The sequence below is a fragment of the Micromonospora sp. CP22 genome (assembly GCF_009712475.1).
Lineage (GTDB): Bacteria > Actinomycetota > Actinomycetes > Mycobacteriales > Micromonosporaceae > Micromonospora.
In genome coordinates this window covers 463,447-482,159 of the sequence record NZ_VCJO01000003.1, presented here as the reverse complement: position 1 = coordinate 482,159, position 18,713 = coordinate 463,447, and the positions used below count along the sequence as shown (strand labels likewise).

General features: G+C 71.5%; 15 protein-coding genes. 9 read left to right on the top strand and 6 right to left on the bottom strand.

Annotated elements, in window-relative coordinates:
* The first annotated feature begins 158 nt into the window (after window positions 1-158).
* Complete coding sequence (locus tag FF096_RS08165; RefSeq protein ID WP_309222898.1) at window positions 159-2,414, top strand: bifunctional diguanylate cyclase/phosphodiesterase; 2,256 nt, start codon at window positions 159-161, stop codon at window positions 2,412-2,414.
* On the opposite strand, the gene FF096_RS08160 is transcribed toward FF096_RS08165, so the two are convergent.
* Window positions 2,415-3,458 carry a LacI family DNA-binding transcriptional regulator gene (locus FF096_RS08160; RefSeq protein ID WP_309222897.1) on the bottom strand — a complete coding sequence of 348 codons (1,044 nt, stop codon included), beginning with the start codon at window positions 3,456-3,458 and terminating at the stop codon, window positions 2,415-2,417.
* A gap of 304 nt (window positions 3,459-3,762) precedes the next feature.
* Between FF096_RS08160 and FF096_RS08155 the strand changes: the two genes are divergently transcribed.
* From FF096_RS08155 to FF096_RS27255, 5 genes are all read left to right on the top strand, one after another.
* Complete coding sequence (locus tag FF096_RS08155; protein WP_230462400.1) at window positions 3,763-6,195, top strand: glycoside hydrolase family 2 protein; 2,433 nt, start codon at window positions 3,763-3,765, stop codon at window positions 6,193-6,195.
* Between the two features lie 98 nt (window positions 6,196-6,293).
* Window positions 6,294-6,920 (top strand): hypothetical protein, encoded by a 627-nt coding sequence (locus FF096_RS08150; RefSeq protein WP_155215849.1) that lies wholly within the window; start codon window positions 6,294-6,296, stop codon window positions 6,918-6,920.
* Between the two features lie 137 nt (window positions 6,921-7,057).
* The gene (locus tag FF096_RS08145) at window positions 7,058-7,396 is read left to right on the top strand and encodes a metalloregulator ArsR/SmtB family transcription factor (RefSeq protein ID WP_309222896.1); all 339 of its coding nucleotides are present in this window, start codon (window positions 7,058-7,060) and stop codon (window positions 7,394-7,396) included.
* 41 nt (window positions 7,397-7,437) lie between these two features.
* Window positions 7,438-9,195: a SulP family inorganic anion transporter gene (locus FF096_RS08140; protein WP_230462399.1), complete on the top strand. Its 1,758-nt coding sequence runs from the start codon at window positions 7,438-7,440 to the stop codon at window positions 9,193-9,195.
* A gap of 302 nt (window positions 9,196-9,497) precedes the next feature.
* Entirely contained in the window at window positions 9,498-10,523 is a 1,026-nt protein-coding gene (locus FF096_RS27255) for an AbfB domain-containing protein (RefSeq protein ID WP_309222895.1), read from the top strand.
* Window positions 10,524-10,589: 66 nt separating this feature from the next.
* On the opposite strand, the gene FF096_RS08130 is transcribed toward FF096_RS27255, so the two are convergent.
* Together FF096_RS08130 and FF096_RS08125 are read right to left on the bottom strand one after the other, a co-directional pair.
* A complete protein-coding gene (locus FF096_RS08130) occupies window positions 10,590-10,913 on the bottom strand; it encodes a hypothetical protein (protein ID WP_155215845.1) in 324 nt (107 codons plus the stop codon).
* Window positions 10,910-11,248, bottom strand: coding sequence for a winged helix-turn-helix domain-containing protein (locus FF096_RS08125; RefSeq protein WP_155215843.1), 339 nt, complete (start codon window positions 11,246-11,248; stop codon window positions 10,910-10,912). Before FF096_RS08125 ends, FF096_RS08130 begins: the two co-directional genes overlap by 4 nt.
* Window positions 11,249-11,432: 184 nt before the next feature.
* Here FF096_RS08125 and FF096_RS08120 point away from each other — a divergent pair, with 184 nt between their 5' ends.
* Complete coding sequence (locus FF096_RS08120) at window positions 11,433-11,837, top strand: AraC family transcriptional regulator (protein ID WP_309222894.1); 405 nt, start codon at window positions 11,433-11,435, stop codon at window positions 11,835-11,837.
* Window positions 11,838-11,872: 35 nt separating this feature from the next.
* Window positions 11,873-12,301, top strand: a complete 429-nt coding sequence (locus tag FF096_RS08115) for a VOC family protein (RefSeq protein ID WP_155215836.1) — start codon at window positions 11,873-11,875, stop codon at window positions 12,299-12,301.
* A gap of 232 nt (window positions 12,302-12,533) precedes the next feature.
* Here FF096_RS08115 and FF096_RS08110 read toward each other — a convergent pair whose 3' ends face one another.
* The 3 genes from FF096_RS08110 to ilvD form a co-directional block, all read right to left on the bottom strand.
* On the bottom strand, window positions 12,534-13,628 hold the full coding sequence (locus FF096_RS08110; RefSeq protein WP_309222893.1) for a DUF4037 domain-containing protein: 1,095 nt from the start codon (window positions 13,626-13,628) through the stop codon (window positions 12,534-12,536).
* 57 nt (window positions 13,629-13,685) lie between these two features.
* The gene (locus tag FF096_RS08105; protein WP_155215834.1) at window positions 13,686-14,111 is read right to left on the bottom strand and encodes a hemerythrin domain-containing protein; all 426 of its coding nucleotides are present in this window, start codon (window positions 14,109-14,111) and stop codon (window positions 13,686-13,688) included.
* 217 nt (window positions 14,112-14,328) lie between these two features.
* A complete protein-coding gene (gene ilvD, locus FF096_RS08100; protein ID WP_155215832.1) occupies window positions 14,329-16,176 on the bottom strand; it encodes a dihydroxy-acid dehydratase in 1,848 nt (615 codons plus the stop codon).
* Between the two features lie 110 nt (window positions 16,177-16,286).
* On the opposite strand from ilvD, the gene FF096_RS08095 reads away from it, so the two are divergent.
* Window positions 16,287-18,698 carry a bifunctional diguanylate cyclase/phosphodiesterase gene (locus FF096_RS08095; protein ID WP_309222892.1) on the top strand — a complete coding sequence of 804 codons (2,412 nt, stop codon included), beginning with the start codon at window positions 16,287-16,289 and terminating at the stop codon, window positions 18,696-18,698.
* Window positions 18,699-18,713 lie beyond the last annotated feature (15 nt).

Genomic DNA, 18,713 nt, shown 5'->3' with positions numbered 1-18,713 from the left:
CGTGTTCGTGCCCGGATCGGGACACTCAGTGGCGGTGACCTAACTCACTGTCGATTGACCGTCACTTACCGCCGGGATGGTCGTTCATCGATGGTGGGCGGTGGACCATGTCCACCGTCCGCGTACCGCCCCAGTGCCCCCTCACGAAGGCGAACGTCGTGCCTGTGTTCCGTGCCGCCCCGTTCCGTGCCACGAGCTGCCGTCCGCTCCTGCCGGAGATCTCTGTCCTCGCGGTCGCCGCAGTGCTGATCGTCCTCGGTGCGACCGGTCCGGTGCCCGCGCTCGCCGTGGTGGCGCTCGCCAGCGCAGCCGCGTCCACCCTGGCCGGGGTGCGGTTGTCCCGGCTGACCCTGAATCCCGAATCGCCCCCCGGAGGCCCGTCCGTCGGCCGGCTGGCCCGTCGACGCGCGGCGCGGCCCCGTCGGGCCGCCGGTCTGCTGCACGCCGCGGTGGTGACCGCCGGTCTGACCGCGGCGGTGCTGCCGCTGGCCTCCGCCGGTTACCGCCCGGCCGCCGCCGTGGCGGGGCTCGTCGGCACTGCGGCCCTGCTCGTCGGCGGCCTGTTCAGCCTGTCGCCCCGATCCCGTCCGCCGGTCCGGGACCGCCTGCACCGCCTGCTCGACCAGGTCGCCCCCGGTGTCTGTTTGGTGCTCACCGCCTGGCTGCTGCTGCCGTACGCCGGTGTGACGTCCCCGGTTCGGCTGATGGTGGCGGTGGCCCTGGGCCTGCTCGCCGTCGACGCGTTGGCCGCGCTGAGCGGGGCGGACCGGCACCGTGGCAGCGCCCGCTGTCGCGGCGGCGCGGCGTTGACCCTCCTCGCCCTGGTGCTGCTGGCCGCGCTGCCGGCCGGTCCGGCCGCCGGGCGGGCGGCGCTGCTGGCCGTACCTCCCCTCGTGGTCGGCGTGTTGCTGGTCGCCGCCGGGGGTCGGCAGGTGGGCCAGGTCCCGCCGGCCGGGCAGACCGCGCTGCGTTGGCCCCGGGCGGTGCTGCCACCGGTCGCGGCGGTGGTCGCCGTCGTCTACCAGCTACAGGCCGGCTTCCTGCCGGACCTTACGGCGGTGCTGCTCGCGCTCGCCGCAGTTCCCCCGCTGGTGGTACGGGAGCTGTTCGGGGCCGCACCGGCCGTGCCGGACGGGCCGACGGTCACCGACCCGGCTCCGGCGCCCTCCGCGGCGGCCGGTCCGGGCGGCGCGACCGGACGTGCCGACCTGCTGCGGGCGCTGGCGGCCCGCTCGGAACCGGCCTGCGGCGCACTGCTCGTGGTCGACCTGCATCTCACCGAGCTGCCCGGCCGCCTGGTGCGCGACGACGTGGCCGCCGAGGCCGTCCGCCGGGCCCGAGCCGTGGTGGCCGACGAGGACGAGGTGTTCGACCTGGCCGGCAGTGGGCTCGCGGTGATCAGCGGGTCGGGACCGATGATCGCGTACGCGCTGGGCGCCCGGCTGCTCGCCGCGCTGAGCCGGCCCTACGAGGTCTCCGGGGCGGTGCTGCGGTCGCGACCCAGCGTCGGGCTGGCCGAGTTGGGCCGGGGGCGTCCGGAGGAACTGCTCCGCCAGGCCGACCTCGCCCGTCGGCGCGCGGCCCAGCTCGGTCGGGACCGGGTCGAGTGGTACGACGCCTACCTGGAGGAGCAGCTGGTTCGTCGGCTGGACCTGGAGCGGGAGCTGCCCGGTGCGGTCGCCCGGGGCGAGTTGGACCTGGTCTACCAGCCGGTGCTCGGCTTGGCCGACCAGGCTCCGGTCGGTACGGAGGCGCTGCTGCGCTGGCGTAACCCGGTGCTCGGCACCGTGTTCCCGGCGGAGCTGCTCCCGGTGGCCGAGGACCTCGACATCGTCGGTGAGCTGGGCGTCTGGGTGCTCGACCGGGCCTGCCGACAGTTGGCCGACTGGAGCGTGGGCGGGCGACGGCTGTGGATGGCGGTCAACGTGACCACCCGGGAACTCACCTCCCCGGACTTCGTACCCCGCACGGCGGCGGTGCTGGAGGCGTACGGGATCGGGCCGGACCAGTTGGTCATCGAGGTCGCCGAGCCGAAGGTGGCCACCGAACTGCCCACGGTGGTGGCCCGGCTGGCCGGGCTGCGGTCGATGGGCATCCGGACGGCGCTCGACGACTTCCGTGCCGAGCAGGCGTCGCTCACCCAGCTCCGGCGGCTGCCGATCGACCTGCTCAAGGTCGGCCCGGAGGTGGCCACGGCGGGTGGTGACCCGCACCGTCCACTGCTGGACGTGGTCGTCACCGTCGCCGAACGTCTCGGCCTCGAGGTGGTGGCCGAGGAACTGGAGTCGGCGCATCAGGTCGAGGCGGCGCATCGGGCCGGATGCCGCTACGGCCAGGGATTCGAGCTGGCCAGGCCGGCGACCGCGGAGCGGGTCGAGGCGTACTTCGAGGAGTTTCCGTCGACCTCGCGCTGATCACCGTGGTTGCGCGACCGTTGCGCCTGTCGGTGGCGGTGGGCCGGTGCTGCCACGCGGGGTCAGGTGGGGTGTCTCGTCCTCCAGCCCGCCCGTCGGTGCGCCCTCGATCAGCTGGAGCAGTTGCCGCGCCGCGTGTGCCCCGTGTTCCGGGATGTCCCGACTCAGCGCGGTGAGCGGTGGGTGCACCAGCCGACACAGCGGGGAGTCGTCCCAGGCCACGATGGACAGATCAGCCGGGACAGTCAGCCCCATCTCCTGGGCGACCGAGAGCCCGGCGATGGCCATCACGTCGTTGTCGTAGATCACCGCAGTCGGTCGTACCCGGGAGCTGAGCAGTCGCCGGGTCGCCCGCGCGCCCTCCTCGCCGGTGTAGTCGGAGGAGACGGTGACCGCGTCGGCGAGGCCGAGACGCCGGCACACCTCGGTGAACGCCTCGGTGCGGATCGCGGTGTGCTGGAGCTCGGGCAGGCCGCCGACCCGGGCGATCCGCCGGTGGCCGAGGGCGTAGAGGTACTCCACGGTCTCCACCAACGCCGCCGCGTCGTCCGACCAGACACTGGGCAACCCACCGGTGCCGGTCGGGCCGCCGATCACCACCGCCGGCAGACCCAGTTCCTCCAGCACCGGCACCCGGCCGTCGTCGATCCGCAGGTCACAGATGAGCACGCCGTCGACCCGCCGCTCGGCCCACCAGCGTCGGTAGACCGCGATCTCGGCGGTCTGGTCGGCGACCATCTGGAGGGTCAACGCGTACGACCGGGCGGACAACTCCGCCTCGACGCCGCTGATCAACTCCATGAAGAAGGGCTCGATGCCGAGGGTGCGGGCCGGTCGGGCGAGGATCAGGCCGATGGCGCTGGCGGTCGCGCCGGACAGGGCACGGGCGGCGCTGCTCGGGCTGAACCCGATCTCGGCGGCGATGGCGATAATGCGTTGCCGGGTCGCCTCGGAGACGCCGGGCTGGCCGTTCAGCGCGTACGAGACCGCGCCCTTGGAAACCCCTGCCCGCCGGGCGACGTCCGCGATCGTGGGTCGCTTCACCGGCGTACGTCCTCCTGAACCAGTTCGTCCGGCCGACCGCGTCGATGGCGTGCGCGGCGGTGGACACGCTACCCGCCCTGTTGCCCGGGTGGCTGTGGGCCCGCTCGCCCTCGTACGGTCGCCTGGCTTATCCGGTTCAGTCAACATTGCTCGATCTCTTGGCCGTTGCCGACAGGTTTCGGGGGACGGGTCATGAGACGGTTACTCATCGATGGCTGCGGGGAACCATGGAAGGCGCGGTGGAATCTTGAGCGATGCGCGGGGGAACGACCCGACCCGGCTGGCGCTGCACGACGGGTGGACCATGTGGGCGGTGCCCGACCAGCCGCAGGTGCCACCCGAGATCGACGGGGTGATGGTGCCGGCGAGCGTGCCGGGCTGCGTGCACACCGACCTGCTGGCGGCCGGGCTGATCCCCGACCCGTACCTCGACGACAACGAGACCGGGTTGGCCTGGATCGGCCGCACCGACTGGGCGTACGAGACGACCTTCGACCGGCCGTCCGGCGAACACACCCGCCTCGACCTGGTCTGCGCCGGCCTGGACACGGTCGCCACGATCACGCTCAACGGGGTCGAGGTCGGTCGCACCGAGAACATGCACCGGGGCTATCGCTTCGAGGTCACGTCGCTGCTCCGCGCCGAGGACAACCACCTGGCGGTACGCTTCGACTCCGCCTACCGGTACGCCGAGGCGCAACGGGACCGGCTCGGCGACCGGCCCAACGCGTACCCGGAGCCGTTCCAGTTCATCCGCAAGACGGCCTGTAACTTCGGCTGGGACTGGGGACCGACGCTGGTCACCGCCGGCATCTGGCAGGGGATCGGCCTGCACTGCTGGTCGGTGGGTCGACTGGCAAAGGTGCGCCCGGTCGTCACCGTCGACGGCGACACCGGCCGGGCGGAGGTGCACGTCGACGTGGAACGGGTCGCCGACCGGCCGCTCACCGTGCGGGCGCGGCTGGCGGGCCGGCACGCCGAGGTGATCCTCCCGGCGGGGCAGTTCTCGGCGGTGCTGACTCTCACCGTCCACCGGCCGGAACTCTGGTGGCCCCGAGGCTACGGCGCACCGAACCTGCACGACCTGACGGTCACCCTGCACGACGACGACGGTGGCACTCTCGACGAGTGGCACCGCCGGATCGGGTTCCGGTCGGTACGCCTGGACACCACCCCCGACGAGCACGGTGCTCCGTTCACGCTGTACGTCAACGAGGTGCCGGTCTTCGTGCGGGGAGTCAACTGGATCCCGGACGACGTCTTCCCGAACCGGGTCACCCGTCGGCGTCTGGCCGAACGCTTCGACCAGGCCGAGGCCGCGCACGTCAACCTGCTGCGGGTCTGGGGCGGCGGCCGGTACGAGTCGGACGACTTCTACGACCTGGCCGACGAACGGGGACTTCTGGTGCAGCAGGACTTCCTCTTCGCCTGCGCCGCGTACCCGGAGGAGGAGCCGTTCGCCACCGAGGTGGCCGCCGAGGCCGTCGAACAGGTGATCCGGCTCGCGTCGCACCCCTCGCTGGTGTTGTGGACCGGCAACAACGAGAACATCTGGGGCTGGCACGACTGGGACTGGCAGGCACCACTGGCCGGGCGTAGCTGGGGGCGGGGCTACTACCTCGACCTGCTGCCCGGCATCGTGGCCAGGTTGGACCCGACCCGGCCGTACTGGCCGGGTAGCCCCTGGTCGGGCAGCGAGACGATCCACCCCAACCATCCGGCTTACGGCACCACGCACATCTGGGACGTGTGGAACACCGACGACTACGTCAAGTACCGCGAGTATCTGCCCCGGTTCGTCGCCGAGTTCGGCTACCAGGGCCCGCCCGCGTACGCGACGCTGCGCCGGGCCCTCTCCGACGAGCCTCTCGCCCACGACTCACCCGGCATGGCACACCACCAGAAGGCCGCCGACGGTGACCGGAAACTGCGCCGGGGGCTGGAGGCGCACCTGCCCGAGCCGCGCGACTTCGACGACTGGCACTGGCTGACGCAGCTCAATCAGGCGCGGGCCGTCGCCCTCGGGGTGGAACACTTCCGTTCCCACCGAGGGCGGTGCATGGGCACCATCGTCTGGCAACTCAACGACTGCTGGCCGGTCACCTCGTGGTCCGCCGTCGACGGCGACGGCCGCCGCAAACCACTCTGGTACGCGCTGCGTCGGGCGTACGCCGACCGGCTGCTCACCGTGCAGCCACGCGGCGCCGGACTGGCCGTGGTCGCGGTCAACGACGGCGGGCGGCCGTGGCGGGGGTCGACCACCGTCGCCCGGCTCACCCTGGCCGGTGAGCCGAAGGCGAAGACCACAGTGGAACTGGACGTGCCCGCGTACTCGGCGGTGACCGTGGCGCTGCCGGACGAGCTGACCCGGCCCGACGACGGCCGGGCCGAACTGCTGGTCGCCGACCCCGGCGACCAGGCCGAGCGGGCGTGGTGGTTCTTCGCCGAGGACCGTGACGTGCGATGGCCGGCGGCGGCCTTCGACGCGACCGTGGAGCCGGTCGACGGCGGCCAACGGGTACGCGTCACCGCCCGCACCATCCTGCGCGATGTGACCCTGTATCCGGATCGGCTCAACCCGTCCGCCGAGGTCGACACGGCGCTGGTCACCCTGCTTCCCGGGGAGTCGGCCACGTTCACCGTGCGGGCCGACGCCCCGCTGGACGTCGCCGCGCTGGCGTCGCGCCCGGTGCTCCGTTGCGTCAACGACCGGCAGGAAGACGGTTCGCCGGGATAACCACCATTCGATTGTCCTGAAGGCAACTCTTCCTACGCCTCCGTTCGGTTGCGGGCTCAGAATGAGCAGACATCGACTCTCCTAAAAGGAGGTTCCTCATGGGTCCTGTTCGGCGCGCGTTGCTCGCGATGGCGCTGGTCGTCGCCGCGACGCTGCTGGTACCGGCTGCTCCGGCCCACGCTGGCGGTCAGCCGGTGACGATCTGCTTCAAGGTCGGCGAGTTCGACGGCCGGCCCGTCTTCGACTGTCACACGATCCCGTTGCCCGACTTCAAGCCGAAGCCGATCGGACCGGTCGAGTGCCTGACCTGTCCGCCGGTGTTCGACCTGTGGGACCGAATCGATCCGGGGAAGCGCATCGAGTATCTGAAACTGCTGGGCCGAGGGCTGTCGTTGCTGGGGGAGTCGGCCCAGGCGGTGGATCCGGTGGAGCAGAGTTATCTGCGTGACCTGGCGACGGAGAGCTTCTGGTCGTCGGCGAAGCAGCTGGACGACTCGGAGGTGGAACTGGGTCAGGTCGGTTGGGCGGACCTGAAGAACGGGAAGTTCTACGGCGATCCGGAGCCGCAGCCGATGCTGGTGGCCAGCGGCGTGAACATCGCCGGCGGGATCGGGCTGATGCAGAAGGCGCTCGGCGACCCGGATCCGGAGCCCAACATCGCGGCCTCGTTGGCCCGTTTCGACCAGGCGTACAAGGATCTCGGAGCGCTGTTCGCCGGCTGGTGACCCGGCGGCGACGGTGCGGCGGCCGGTGACCGGGCCGCCGCACCGGGCGGTCCACCGCACCCACCGACTTGAAGAATTTCGCAAGTGCTAAAGTCTTCACGGTGTCGCCGGGTGGTGGCACCGAAAGGAGCGCGGGCGTGTCGGTGCCGCTGTACCAGGCGAAGGCGGAGCTGTTCCGCACCCTCGGACATCCGGTCCGGATCCGGGCGTTGGAGCTGCTTCAGGACGGCCCCAAGCCGGTGCGCGACCTGCTGGCCGCCATCGACGTCGAGGCGTCCAACCTCTCCCAGCAGCTCGCCGTGCTGCGCCGGGCCGGCATGGTCACCTCGTACCGGGACGGTTCCCTGGTGATGTACGCGCTCAGCACCCCCGACGTGGCCGACCTGTTGGCCGCCGGGCGGCGGATCCTCGGCGCGGTGCTCACCGACCGGGACGGCCTGCTCGACGAGTTGCGCGCCGGCGGACCGGACCGGTGACTGCCCCCGACACCCGGCCGACCAACCCGGCCGGAGAGACCCTGTCCGCCGCCTGGCGTCGCGTCCGCGACCTGTTGCCGGGTCGCGCCGACTGGCAGGCGGTACGCCGCTCGCCCCGCCGGGACCTCGTCGCCGGGCTCACCGTGGCCATCGTCGCGTTGCCGCTGGCGCTCGCCTTCGGCGTCACCTCCGGACTCGGCGCGGAGGCCGGGCTGGTCACCGCCGTGGTCGCCGGTGCGGTGGCGGCCGTCTTCGGCGGCTCTAACCTCCAGGTGTCCGGTCCGACCGGCGCGATGACCGTGGTGCTGGTGCCGGTCGTGGCGCAGTTCGGGCCGACCGGGGTGCTCATGGTCGGCGCGCTGGCCGGGTTGATCCTGATCGTCCTGGCCCTCGCCCGCCTGGGCCGCTACGTCCGCTACCTGCCGGTGCCGGTGATCGAGGGCTTCACCGCCGGCATCGCCGTGGTGATCGCCCTGCAACAGGTGCCCGCCGCGCTCGGCGTCACCGACGCGCAGGGTGAGAAGGTGTGGGCGGTGGCGGCCGACGCGGTCGCCCGCTTCGTCGTACACCCTCGTCCGGCGGCCGTCGCGGTGGCCCTCGGCGTCGCGGCGGTGATGCTGATCGGTGCCCGGTGGCGTCCCGCCGTACCCTTCTCCCTGCTGGCGGTGGCCGCCGCCACGCTGCTCGCCGAGTTCGTGCCGGCCGACCTGGTCCGGATCGGCGCGCTGCCGCAGGGGCTGCCCGCGCCGTCGCTGGACTTCCTCGATCTGGGGGCGGTGGGTGTGCTGCTGCCCGCCGCGCTCGCGGTGGCCGCGCTGGCCGCGCTGGAGAGTCTGCTCTCGGCCACCGTCGCTGACGGGATGACCGTCGGCCAGCGGCACGACCCGGACCGCGAACTCTTCGGCCAGGGCCTGGCCAACCTGGCCTCCCCGCTGTTCGGTGGCATTCCCGCCACCGCGGCCATCGCGCGTACCGCCGTCAACGTGCGGGCCGGAGCGGCCTCGAAACTGGCGGCGCTGACCCACGCGGTGGTGCTGGCCGTCATCGTGCTGGCCGCCGCTCCGCTGGTCAGCCGGATTCCGCTCGCCGCGCTGGCCGGTGTCCTGCTGGCCACCACCGTGCGGATGGTCGAGGCGGCGTCACTGCGGGCGCTGGCCCGGTCCACCCGGGGCGACGCCCTCGTGCTGGTGCTGACCTTCGCCGTCACCGTGATCTGGGATCTGGTCACCGCCGTGGCCGTCGGTGTCGCGGTGGCGGTCGTGGTGGCGCTACGCGCCATCGCCCGCAGCGCCAAACTCGAACAGGTGCCGCTGGACTCCAGCGAGCACAGCGCCGAGGAGCGGGCCCTGCTCGCCGAACACATCGTGGCCTACCGGCTCGACGGGCCGCTCTTCTTCGCCGCCGCGCACAACTTCCTGCTCCGGCTCTCCGACGTCGCCGACGTGCGGGTGGTCATCCTGCGGATGTCCCGGGTCTCCACCATCGACGCCACCGGCGCCCAGGTCCTCGGCGACGCGATCCGTCGACTTCAGGGACGCGGGATCACCGTGCTGCTCTCCGGCATCGTGCCCGGCCACGATCAGGTGCTCGATGCACTCGGCGTGGCCGACCAGTTGCGTCGGGACGGCCTCGTCTTCCCCGACACCCCGGCCGCCATCGCGTACGCCCGGAAGCTCGCCCTGCCTGCGGTCGGTGACCGAGAGGGCCGCCGTGCGTCCAAGCCGCCCCAACCTCGGCACGGCGCACAGGTCAGCGTCGGCCAACGCGCGGGCGAGTCCGCCACGGTCGACGGACACTGACCGCCCTGTCCGTGCCGCGGCACCCGGGCGTACCGGATCGGCAGGCGCGACAACGGAGGAAGGCGGTACGCCGACGGCTCTGGACCTGGCCCGCGCCGCGCGGGCTGGCGTCCGCGTGGCGAAGGTGACATTGTGTCCGCTACGGCCCTGTGATCATGTCCGGGCAGGCGTGGGTGCTGAGCCAGCAGGAGAGCATCATGTCCCAGAATGGCAGTGGTCAGTCACACCTGCGGATAGGTGGCTGGCTTTCCCAGACCGGCCAATCTGATCCGGACCATGGCCAGCCCCTACCTGACAGCGCGGTGCCTGCCGCTCAACACCCAACGGCCCCCGACGATCCGAAACCGACCGCCGAACCGCTGGCGGCGGCGGACCCGGGAGCGGCGGTCGGCCGGTACCGGGTGACCGGCGGAGCCGTCGGCCAGCGCCGTGCTCGTGGCACCGCGTCACGCGCCGCCGCAGACCGCCGGGCTCAGCTCGTCGGCCGGGCCGCCCCACGTCGTACGCACCTGCTCGGCGGCGTCGGTCTCGTCGTCGTCACCGCGCTGATCGGCGTGATAGCACTACGCGACGCGAGCCCCCAGGAGCCGATCCGCGGCGAGTTCGTCGCCGGGATGCCCTCGCCCGCAGATCCTGCCCTCGGCGACCGGCCTACCGACGTCACCAGACCCGAGACCCGAGCCGCCGAGTCCGCTCCGCCGAGCCCGATCGCCGACACGGTGGCCCGGCCCGGTCTCAATCCGCGCGCCGCCGGTGGCGACGCCAGCCCTGACCCGACAACCGTCCCCGACACCGTACCGGCGATGCCGGGCAGCCACGCCCCACCGGCCGCGCCGAATTCGCCTGTACCGCCTCCGGCCGCACCCGCCGACCCGGGCGGACCGGCGCTGGTACCCGGTGCCCGTATCGGGCTGGAGTTCGCGAACCTGCCCGGTCACCGGGTACGACACGTCAACTTCCAGGCTCGGGCCGAGCGGGTGGGTCCTGCCAGCGGCCCCGGTGTGAAAGCCGATGCCGCCTTCGTGGTCCGTACCGGCCTCGCCGACAGCGGATGCGTCTCGTTCGAGTCGGTCAACTTCCCCGGCTACCACTTGCGACACGTCGAGTTCCGGGTGTTCCTGCACCGCTCCGACGGCAGCGCACTGTTCCGTGCCGACAGCACCTTCTGCCCGGTCACCGGCATCGGCGGCCGACACGTCTCACTGCGCGCCTACAACTACCCCGACCGGTACCTCAGCCACGACTCCCATCGGCAGATGCGGATCTCACCGATCGGTAACGGCGCCTCACCCGCGACCGCCACCTTCCTGATCCGCCCCGCCCTGTAGCCGGAGGTGGCGGGTCCTGATCCGACGGCCGCCGCGAGAAGCGCGTCCGGATCCTCGCCGTCCGCGTCAGCCGATCTGGCTGAGCAGCCGTTCCAGGTTGGTCAGGCGTTCCTTGACCTCGGTCAGTTCGGTACGCGTCGCGTGTAGCTCCTCGCGGATGCCGTCGAGGGCGGTCGCGGTGGTCCCGGCGTGCTCGACGAGCCGGGTCTGTGCGTCACCGGCGCGCTCGGCCAGCTGTCGGTAGTGCTGTTCCCGGGCGGCGGAGTGCCGGGCCCGGTAGATCCCCACCGCCACGAACGCGATGATCGCCATCAACGCGACCAGCACCACGGTCGACGTGATCATCGCGATCTCGGGGATGTTGTCGTCGGCGGCCACGATGCTCGTCATTGTGAGTCCTCATCCTTCTGACCGGGAACGGTCAACGTCGGTACGGCCGCCGCGATGGTCTGCGGAGTCAGCGTCAGCGCGAACGGAGCGAGGTCGAACCACTTGACCGAGCTGCCGTCCGGAGCCGTCTCCAGGGTGCCGACGACCAACTCGGCGGCCTCCAACTTCTGTAGGTGCATGTAGAGCAGGGGACGGTTCATCCGCAGCCGGCGTGCCAACGCGCTGACGTAGCTGCGGCCCTCGGCGAGCGCGGCGACGATCCGCAGCCGGTGTGGACTGGCCAGCGCCGCGAGCACCGCCAACAGCTCGTCGCCGCTCGGCGTCTCACGACTCATTCGTCAGCCCCCTCCGCACCGGGTGTCAGAAATTACTGACCCCCCTGTCAGATAATGCTGACAGGTTGGGTGTGCGGCCGTCAAGCAATACTCAGACTGCCGATGAGCGAGTCGACCCGTGCCGCCACCGACCCGGCGGAACGGGCGGTGGCCGAACATGGCACGGTGTGCGTGGGAGGTGGCGGTGAGCAGGGCAGTCGAGGAGACGAACCGGGCGATGCTGCGCGCGCGGGACGCGATGGACCGGGCGTACGCCGAACCGCTCGACATCCCGACGCTGGCGAGGATCGCGCACGTCTCCGAGGCGCACTTCATCCGCACGTTCCGGGCGACCTTCGGCGAGACCCCGCACCGCTATCTGCAACGGAGGCGGGTGGAGCGGGCCATGTACCTGCTGCTGCACACCGACCGGGAGGTGACCGACATCTGCACCGCGGTCGGGTTCGGCAGTCTCGGGACGTTCAGTCGTACCTTCCGGCAGATCGTCGGGGAGTCGCCCACCGACTATCGCAAGCAGCAGACGGCACCGGTCGCGCCGGTGCCGAGCTGCTTCACGAAGGCGTGGACCAGACCGAGCAGTTTTGGATAAGCAGCAGGTCAGGGCACTGCACTAGCGTTTCGGGCATGACGATCAACGCAATCAGCCGCTCTCAGATCTACGTCCTCGACCAGGACGAGGCGCTCGACTTCTACATCGGAAAGCTCGGCATGGAACTGCACACCGACCAGGATCTCGGCTTCATGCGCTGGCTCACGGTCAACATCCCCGGAGACCGGCAGCGGGAGATCCTGCTGGAGAAGCCGGGCCCGCCGAACCTCGACCCGGCCACCGCCGAGCAGGTCCGGGAACTGCTCACCAAGGGCGCCACCGGCGGCTTCCTCTTCCTGACCACCGACGACGCCTACAAGACGTACGAGGACCTGGTCGCCAAGGGCGTCGACATCACCGACGAGCCGATGGAACGGCCGTACGGCATCGACTTCGGCATCCGCGACCCGTTCGGTAACAAGATCCGGATCGGCCAGATGTTCACCAAGGGGACCGAGCACTGAGTGCCGGCGAGCGCCATGTCACCCAGGCAGGATTCTGTCTGGGTGACATGACGGCGGACCTTCGGAAACGTGGCGGTGTGCGCCATGTAGACCGCCATGCCGTACTGGTCGGGAAGAGCGAAGCCGTGCTCTGCCCCCACCGCGGTGCCGAATGCCTCGACTCCGTCAGCGCCGACTCACCAGCACACCGCCTCGATGGGCGAGCGAGCCAGTACCGGCGCGCTCGGCCAGGTCACCGCCGGTGTAGTGCGGCGGTGACCGCGCGGGCCCGGTCGGCCGTACTGAGTACCTCGGTGCTGTCCACGAACTGGTCGACCCCGCCGATGTACGGCGGCAACGCCAACACCTGTGGGTCCGTGATCGCACGGCGGGTGGCATCGGCGAACCGGTCCGCTGCTGACACGCGGTACGGCCGGTCGTGGAACGGGCGCACGGTCGGCTCGACCGGTTCGCTCAGGCCGAGGTCGTTGTGCGCGCGGGCGAGATGTTCGTACGCGGCGCAGAGTGCGTCTTCGCGGTGCGGCCATGCGGCGTCGGCCAGGGCGTCGGCGAGCAGCGGTTGCAGCGCCGGGGCGCAGCGCAGCCGGGCGAACGCGGTACCCAGCCATTTGCTGTAGGGCGGGTAGCGACGCTCGATGAGCATCGCCAGGCGCATCAAATCGCGGACCAACCGGGCGGTGACCAGCCGGGAGCCGAGGTCGTCGCCGCTCTCCGCACACCGGCCGGGGAACGCCTCCTCCTGAGCGATACGCCGCCACTGGCAGGCCAGCAGATACCGCCAGACGTCATCCGGGTACCACGCCAGAGCGGCCCGGACGGGCTCGAGCTGGCCGAGTCCGTCGTGGAAGACGGCTCCCTCGGTGACCTCCAGCAGCAGTTGGGTCGGGATGGCCAGCCAGTCGTGAGCGGCCATGTCGTCGCGCGGGTCGACGCCGATCCGGTCGACCAGCCAGGTGTCGAGGTCGTGCAGGTCGACGCGGTGGTCGACCGGGGCGTCGCCGACGGGTCGCAGAGTCCGTGATCGTCCGGGTTCAGGTGGGCTGAAGTTCGTGCTCCAGCCGCCCACCGAGGCGGGCATCCGCTCGGCGAGCAGCCTGCTGATCTGGCGGGCGTGCCGACGGGCGTCGGCGGGGTGGAGAAAGAGCAGCAGACGCGGCCCCCAGTCGTGGTCGGTCGAGCGGGCGGTGTCGAAGCCGAGCACCTCGGAGCCCGGGCCCAGTAACGCCGCCGAGTGCGCCAGATCCGGAAGGGCGGCATCGAGGATCGGCCGCACCGCCTCGCGGTAGGTGGCGGCGGCCAGCGACAGGCCGGGTACGAACGTCGGCACAGGTCACCCCCCGGGTAGCGCCAACCGCCCGGTGCGCGGTCAGTGATCGGTGACGGTTCACAGTGGTCCCAGGACGGCGTGCGGGTCCGCGTCCAGCGCGAGCGTGTCGAGTACCGCCAGGAGTTGACGTTCCTCGTAGCGGAAGTGGCTCTCCATGATGGCGGCGATCCCCTCGACGTGGCGGTCGAGTTCGGCCGGGGAGGCGGCCCGCTCCACGGCGGCCTGTAGCCCGCCGATGAGGTGCGCGATCATCGAGTGGTCCTGCTTCAGGTACCGCAGGGTGTCGCGCAACTGCGGGTGGGCGGCGGCGATCGCGGGGAACAGTTCCCGGTCCTCGCCCTCGTGGTGTGCGGTCAGCGCGGCGCAGAAGCCGTGACAGAACAGCAGCAGATCACGGGTGGCTGGTGCCGCCGCCTCGCCGTCGGCCAGCGCGGCGCGGGTCACCTCCAACGCCTCGCGCAACCGGTCGTGCACGCGGCGCATTTCCTGACTCCAGGCGACAAGCCTGGTCTTCTCGCCCTCAGTCACTGGAGGGCGAAGGCAACGACTGGGTCACCGTCGTGGTCCTTCGATCCGGCGCCTCCATGCCTGACACAGCCTGCCACCGACACGCGACGCTGGAGAGCAGGCTACCCGATCATGCCGACGGGTGGCAGCCCGTGGCTGGCCCGGCACCCGAGCGCCGGGCCAGCCAGCAAGGTCACTCCGGGACGCGGCGGTAGGCGCCGTCGCTGGCCGAGGTGGCCATCGAGGCGTACGCGCGCAGCGCCGCCGACACCGGGCGCTGCCGGTTGAGCGGGGTGTAGGGGCGATCCCGCTTCTCCTGGGCGACCCGGCGGGCGTCCAACACCTCGGCCGGCACGTTCAGCTCGATCGAGCGTGCCGGGATGTCGATGACGATCTCGTCACCGGGCTCGACCAGCGCGATCAGCCCACCGGAGGCGGCCTCGGGCGAGGCGTGGCCGATGGACAGCCCCGAGGTGCCACCGGAGAACCGGCCGTCGGTCAGCAACGCGCAGGCCCGGCCCAGCCCTCGGCCCTTCAGGAACGAGGTGGGGTAGAGCATCTCCTGCATGCCGGGCCCACCCTTCGGCCCCTCGTAGCGGATCACCACCACGTCCCCGGCGACGACCTCCTTGGCCAGGATGGCGGTCACCGCGTCGTCCTGGGACTCGTAGACCTTCGCCGGGCCACGGAAGGTCAGGCACTCCTGGGGCACCCCGGCGGTCTTCACCACGCAGCCGTCCGGCGCGAGGTTGCCGTACAGGATGGCCAGTCCACCGTCGGCGGTGTACGCGTGCTCGCGGTCGCGGATGCAGCCACCGGCCGCGTCGGTGTCCAGAGAGGACCAGCGGTTCGTGGTGGAGAACGGCTCGGTGGTACGCACCCCACCCGGCGCGGCGTGGAACAGCTCGATCGCCTCGGGCTTGGCGCTGCCGCCGCGCACGTCCCAGTCGGCCAGCCAGCGCTCCAGGGTGGGGGAGTGCACCGCGTGCACGTCCCGGCGCAGCAGGCCAGCGCGGTTGAGTTCACCCAGGATGGCCGGGATGCCACCGGCGCGATGCACGTCCTCCATGTGGTACTGCGGCGAGTTCGGGGCGACCTTGGCCAGGCACGGCACCCGACGGGAGACGGCGTCGATGTCGGCCACGGAGAAGTCCAGCTCGGCCTCACGGGCGGCGGCCAGCAGATGCAGGATCGTGTTCGTCGATCCGCCCATCGCGACGTCCAGGGCGATGGCGTTCTCGAACGCGGCCCGGGAGGCCACCTCGCGGGGCAGCACCGAGGCGTCGTCGTCGTCGTACCACCGCTTGGCGATCTCCACGGCGGTGCGGCCGGCCTCGACGAAGAGCGACCGGCGGGCCGCGTGGGTGGCCAGCGTCGAGCCGTTACCCGGCAGCGCCAGGCCGATCGCCTCGGTGAGGCAGTTCATCGAGTTCGCGGTGAACATGCCGGAGCAGGAGCCGCAGGTGGGGCAGGCGGAGCGCTCGATCTCGCCGAGTTGCTCGTCGCTGACGTTCTCGTTCGACGAGGCGATCATCGCGTCGATCAGGTCGATCTTGCTGTGCACGATCCCCTCGATCGCCACCGTCTTGCCGGCCTCCATCGGGCCGCCGGAGACGAAGACGGTGGGGATGTTCAGCCGCAGCGCGGCCAGCAGCATGCCCGGGGTGATCTTGTCGCAGTTGGAGATGCAGACCAGGGCGTCGGCGCAGTGCGCGTTGACCATGTACTCCACCGCGTCGGCGATCAACTCGCGGCTGGGCAGGGAGTAGAGCATGCCGCCGTGGCCCATGGCGATGCCGTCGTCGACCGCGATGGTGTTGAACTCCCGGCCCACCCCGCCGGCGGCGGCCACCGCATCGGCCACCAGACCGCCCATGTCCTTGAGGTGTACGTGGCCCGGCACGAACTGGGTGTAACTGTTCGCGATGGCGACGATCGGCTTGCCGAAATCGTCATCGGTCATCCCGGTGGCCCGCCAGAGGGCCCGGGCACCCGCCATCGTCCGACCGTGCGTGGAGGTCTTCGACCGCAGCTCAGGCATGTGTACCAGCATGACACCGCCGACCGGGTGCGGGTGTGGGCGTCCGGCCGTGTCCCAACAGATGCACACCCGACCCCCACAGCGGGCGTCGATCCGGCAGAGTTGAGGGCGTGCACACACCCCCGGCCATGATCGGCGCTGCGGTGCTGAGCACGCTGATCGCCCTGACGGCCGGCGTGTTGCTGGCCGCCGCCGTTCGCCGCCGCGCCGCCCCCCACCGCCCGGTGTACGCGGTGCTGGCCGTCGGTGGCGCGATCGCGCTGGCGACCATGCTGGCCGGGCTGGTCATCACCCTGACCACCACCGAGCACTGGGCGCACGAGCAGCAGCAGCGCACCAGCTGGGCCACGCTGGTGGCGCTCGGCACGGCCACCAGCGGCCTGCTGTTCTGCTTCGGTCTGCTCCGGCTGCCCGGGGTGGTCGGTTCGACACCCTCGGCGGCCCGGCTCGCGCTGGACAGCGTGATCGTGGGTGCCGCGCTGTGGTTCGTCGGCTGGGTGGTGTTCTCCGAGCCGACCCGGCTACTGGGCGACGCGACGCCGATGGCCTGCCCGTCGATCCTGCTCGCCTCGGTCAGTGCGGCGTTGAGCGTCGGGCTCTCCGCGATCATGGTGCTCCGGGCACCCGCACCTCGACGGTGCCTGATCGTGCTGGGCACCGGGATCACCACCGCGTCGGTGGGTGGGCTGGGTGTCGCCACCGGGCTCTGCCAGGCCGGGCCGACCCTGGCGCTGGTCGGCGCGCTGGTGCTCGCCCTGGGGCTGCTGGTCGTCGGGTTGGCGGCCTATCGCATCGACCCGCCGGGCGAACTCGCCATCGACGTGATCCGCCGCGACAGCGAGTACGCCTTCGTGCCGATGGTCGCCATGGCCGCCTCGGCGATCTATCACCTCTTCCAGGACGGCCGTTTCGACGGGCTGGCCGTCACCGCCGGCAGCATCGAGGGGTTCGCCCTGGTCGCCCGGCAGTACCTCACCCTGCACGACGTGCGGGCGTACGCCCGCCGGCTGGCCGACCGGGAGGCGCACTTCCGGCAGCTCGCCCACACCGACGCGCTGACCGGCCTGGCCAACCGTCGTGGCCTGCTCCAGGCCCTGCACCGCGGCGCCGCGGAGCGGGTGCCGTGCGTGCTGCTCGGGCTGGACCTGGACGGCTTCAAGAACGTCAACGACATGCGGGGCCACGACGTCGGCGACGCGGTGCTCGCCGAGGTCGGTCGACGACTGCGGAGCAACCTGCGGCCCGGCGACCTCGCGGCCCGACTCGGTGGTGACGAGTTCGCGGTGCTCATGCACGCCGGACCGGCGGAGGCGGAGGTGGTCGCGGAGCGGTTGCTGAAGGTGCTCGGGGGCGCCTACGAGCAGCCCGAGGCACCCGTCTTCCTCTCGGTCAGCATCGGTTTGGCCGGCTGGGCCGACGAACCCGACGTCGAGCTGCTGCTGCGGCACGCGGATCTGGCGCTGCGCTACGCCAAGCAACGCGGCAAGAACCGGATCGAGCGCTACGACGGCGCGTACGACCGGCTGCTGCGCCGTCGCACGACGCTGGAGCACGAGCTGCGCGGCGCGATCGAGCGGGACGAACTGCGGCTGGTGTTCCAGCCGGTGGCCTCCCTGCCGTCGGTGCGCCCGGTCGGCGCGGAGGCGCTGCTGCGGTGGCATCACCCGGAGCTGGGCAACGTCCGGCCGGACGAGTTCATCCCGCTCGCCGAGGAGAGCGGGATGATCGCCAAGCTCGGCGCCTGGGTGCTGCACCAGGCCTGCTATCAGCTGTCCCGCTGGCTGGCCGAGGGCCACGACGTCTGGGTGTCGGTGAACGTCTCCCCGCGTGAGCTGCACGCCCCCGAGTACGTGGTGCAGGTCGCCGAGGCGCTGCGCGCCCACCACGTGCCGCCACAGCGGCTGGTGCTGGAGGTCACCGAGCACGCGGTCGCCACCGATCTCGACGAGCTGATCCGGCGGTTGACCGCGTTGCGGCTGACCGGGGTGCGGATCGCCCTGGACGACTTCGGGGCCGGCTACTCCTCGCTGAACCAACTCCGGCGGCTCCCGATCGACATCCTGAAACTCGACCACGGCCTGGTGGCGGAGCACGAGCCGGTCCGTCCGGTCGGGTGCGACGGGCCGGCCTTCGCCCCGATGGTCGACATCGTGATGCGGTTGGGGCACCAGTTCGGCCTGGAGGTGATCGCCGAAGGAGTCACCACCCCCACCGAGCTGGCCGCGGTGGTGGCCGCCGGCTGCCGGTTCGGCCAGGGCGCGTTGTTCGGGTGGGGCGTACCGGCCGAGCACCTGGAGGCGATGCTGGAGGCGGCGACCTCGCCGGGTGCCCGCCCGGCTCGCCCGGTAAGCGAGGGTCAACCACCAGCGCGACCTGCTGGTCTACCCGTCCAGCGTCGGCCCGAAAGTGCCCCTGAGCAGGTCTTGCCCGGCGCGTTCGGCGCGTCGGGCGGTGACGCGCCGACGTCCGTGAACCAAAATGTGGGATCAGTTGACTCATCGCGTGAGATGCGTCAGTCTTGAGCCCATGTCGTCGTA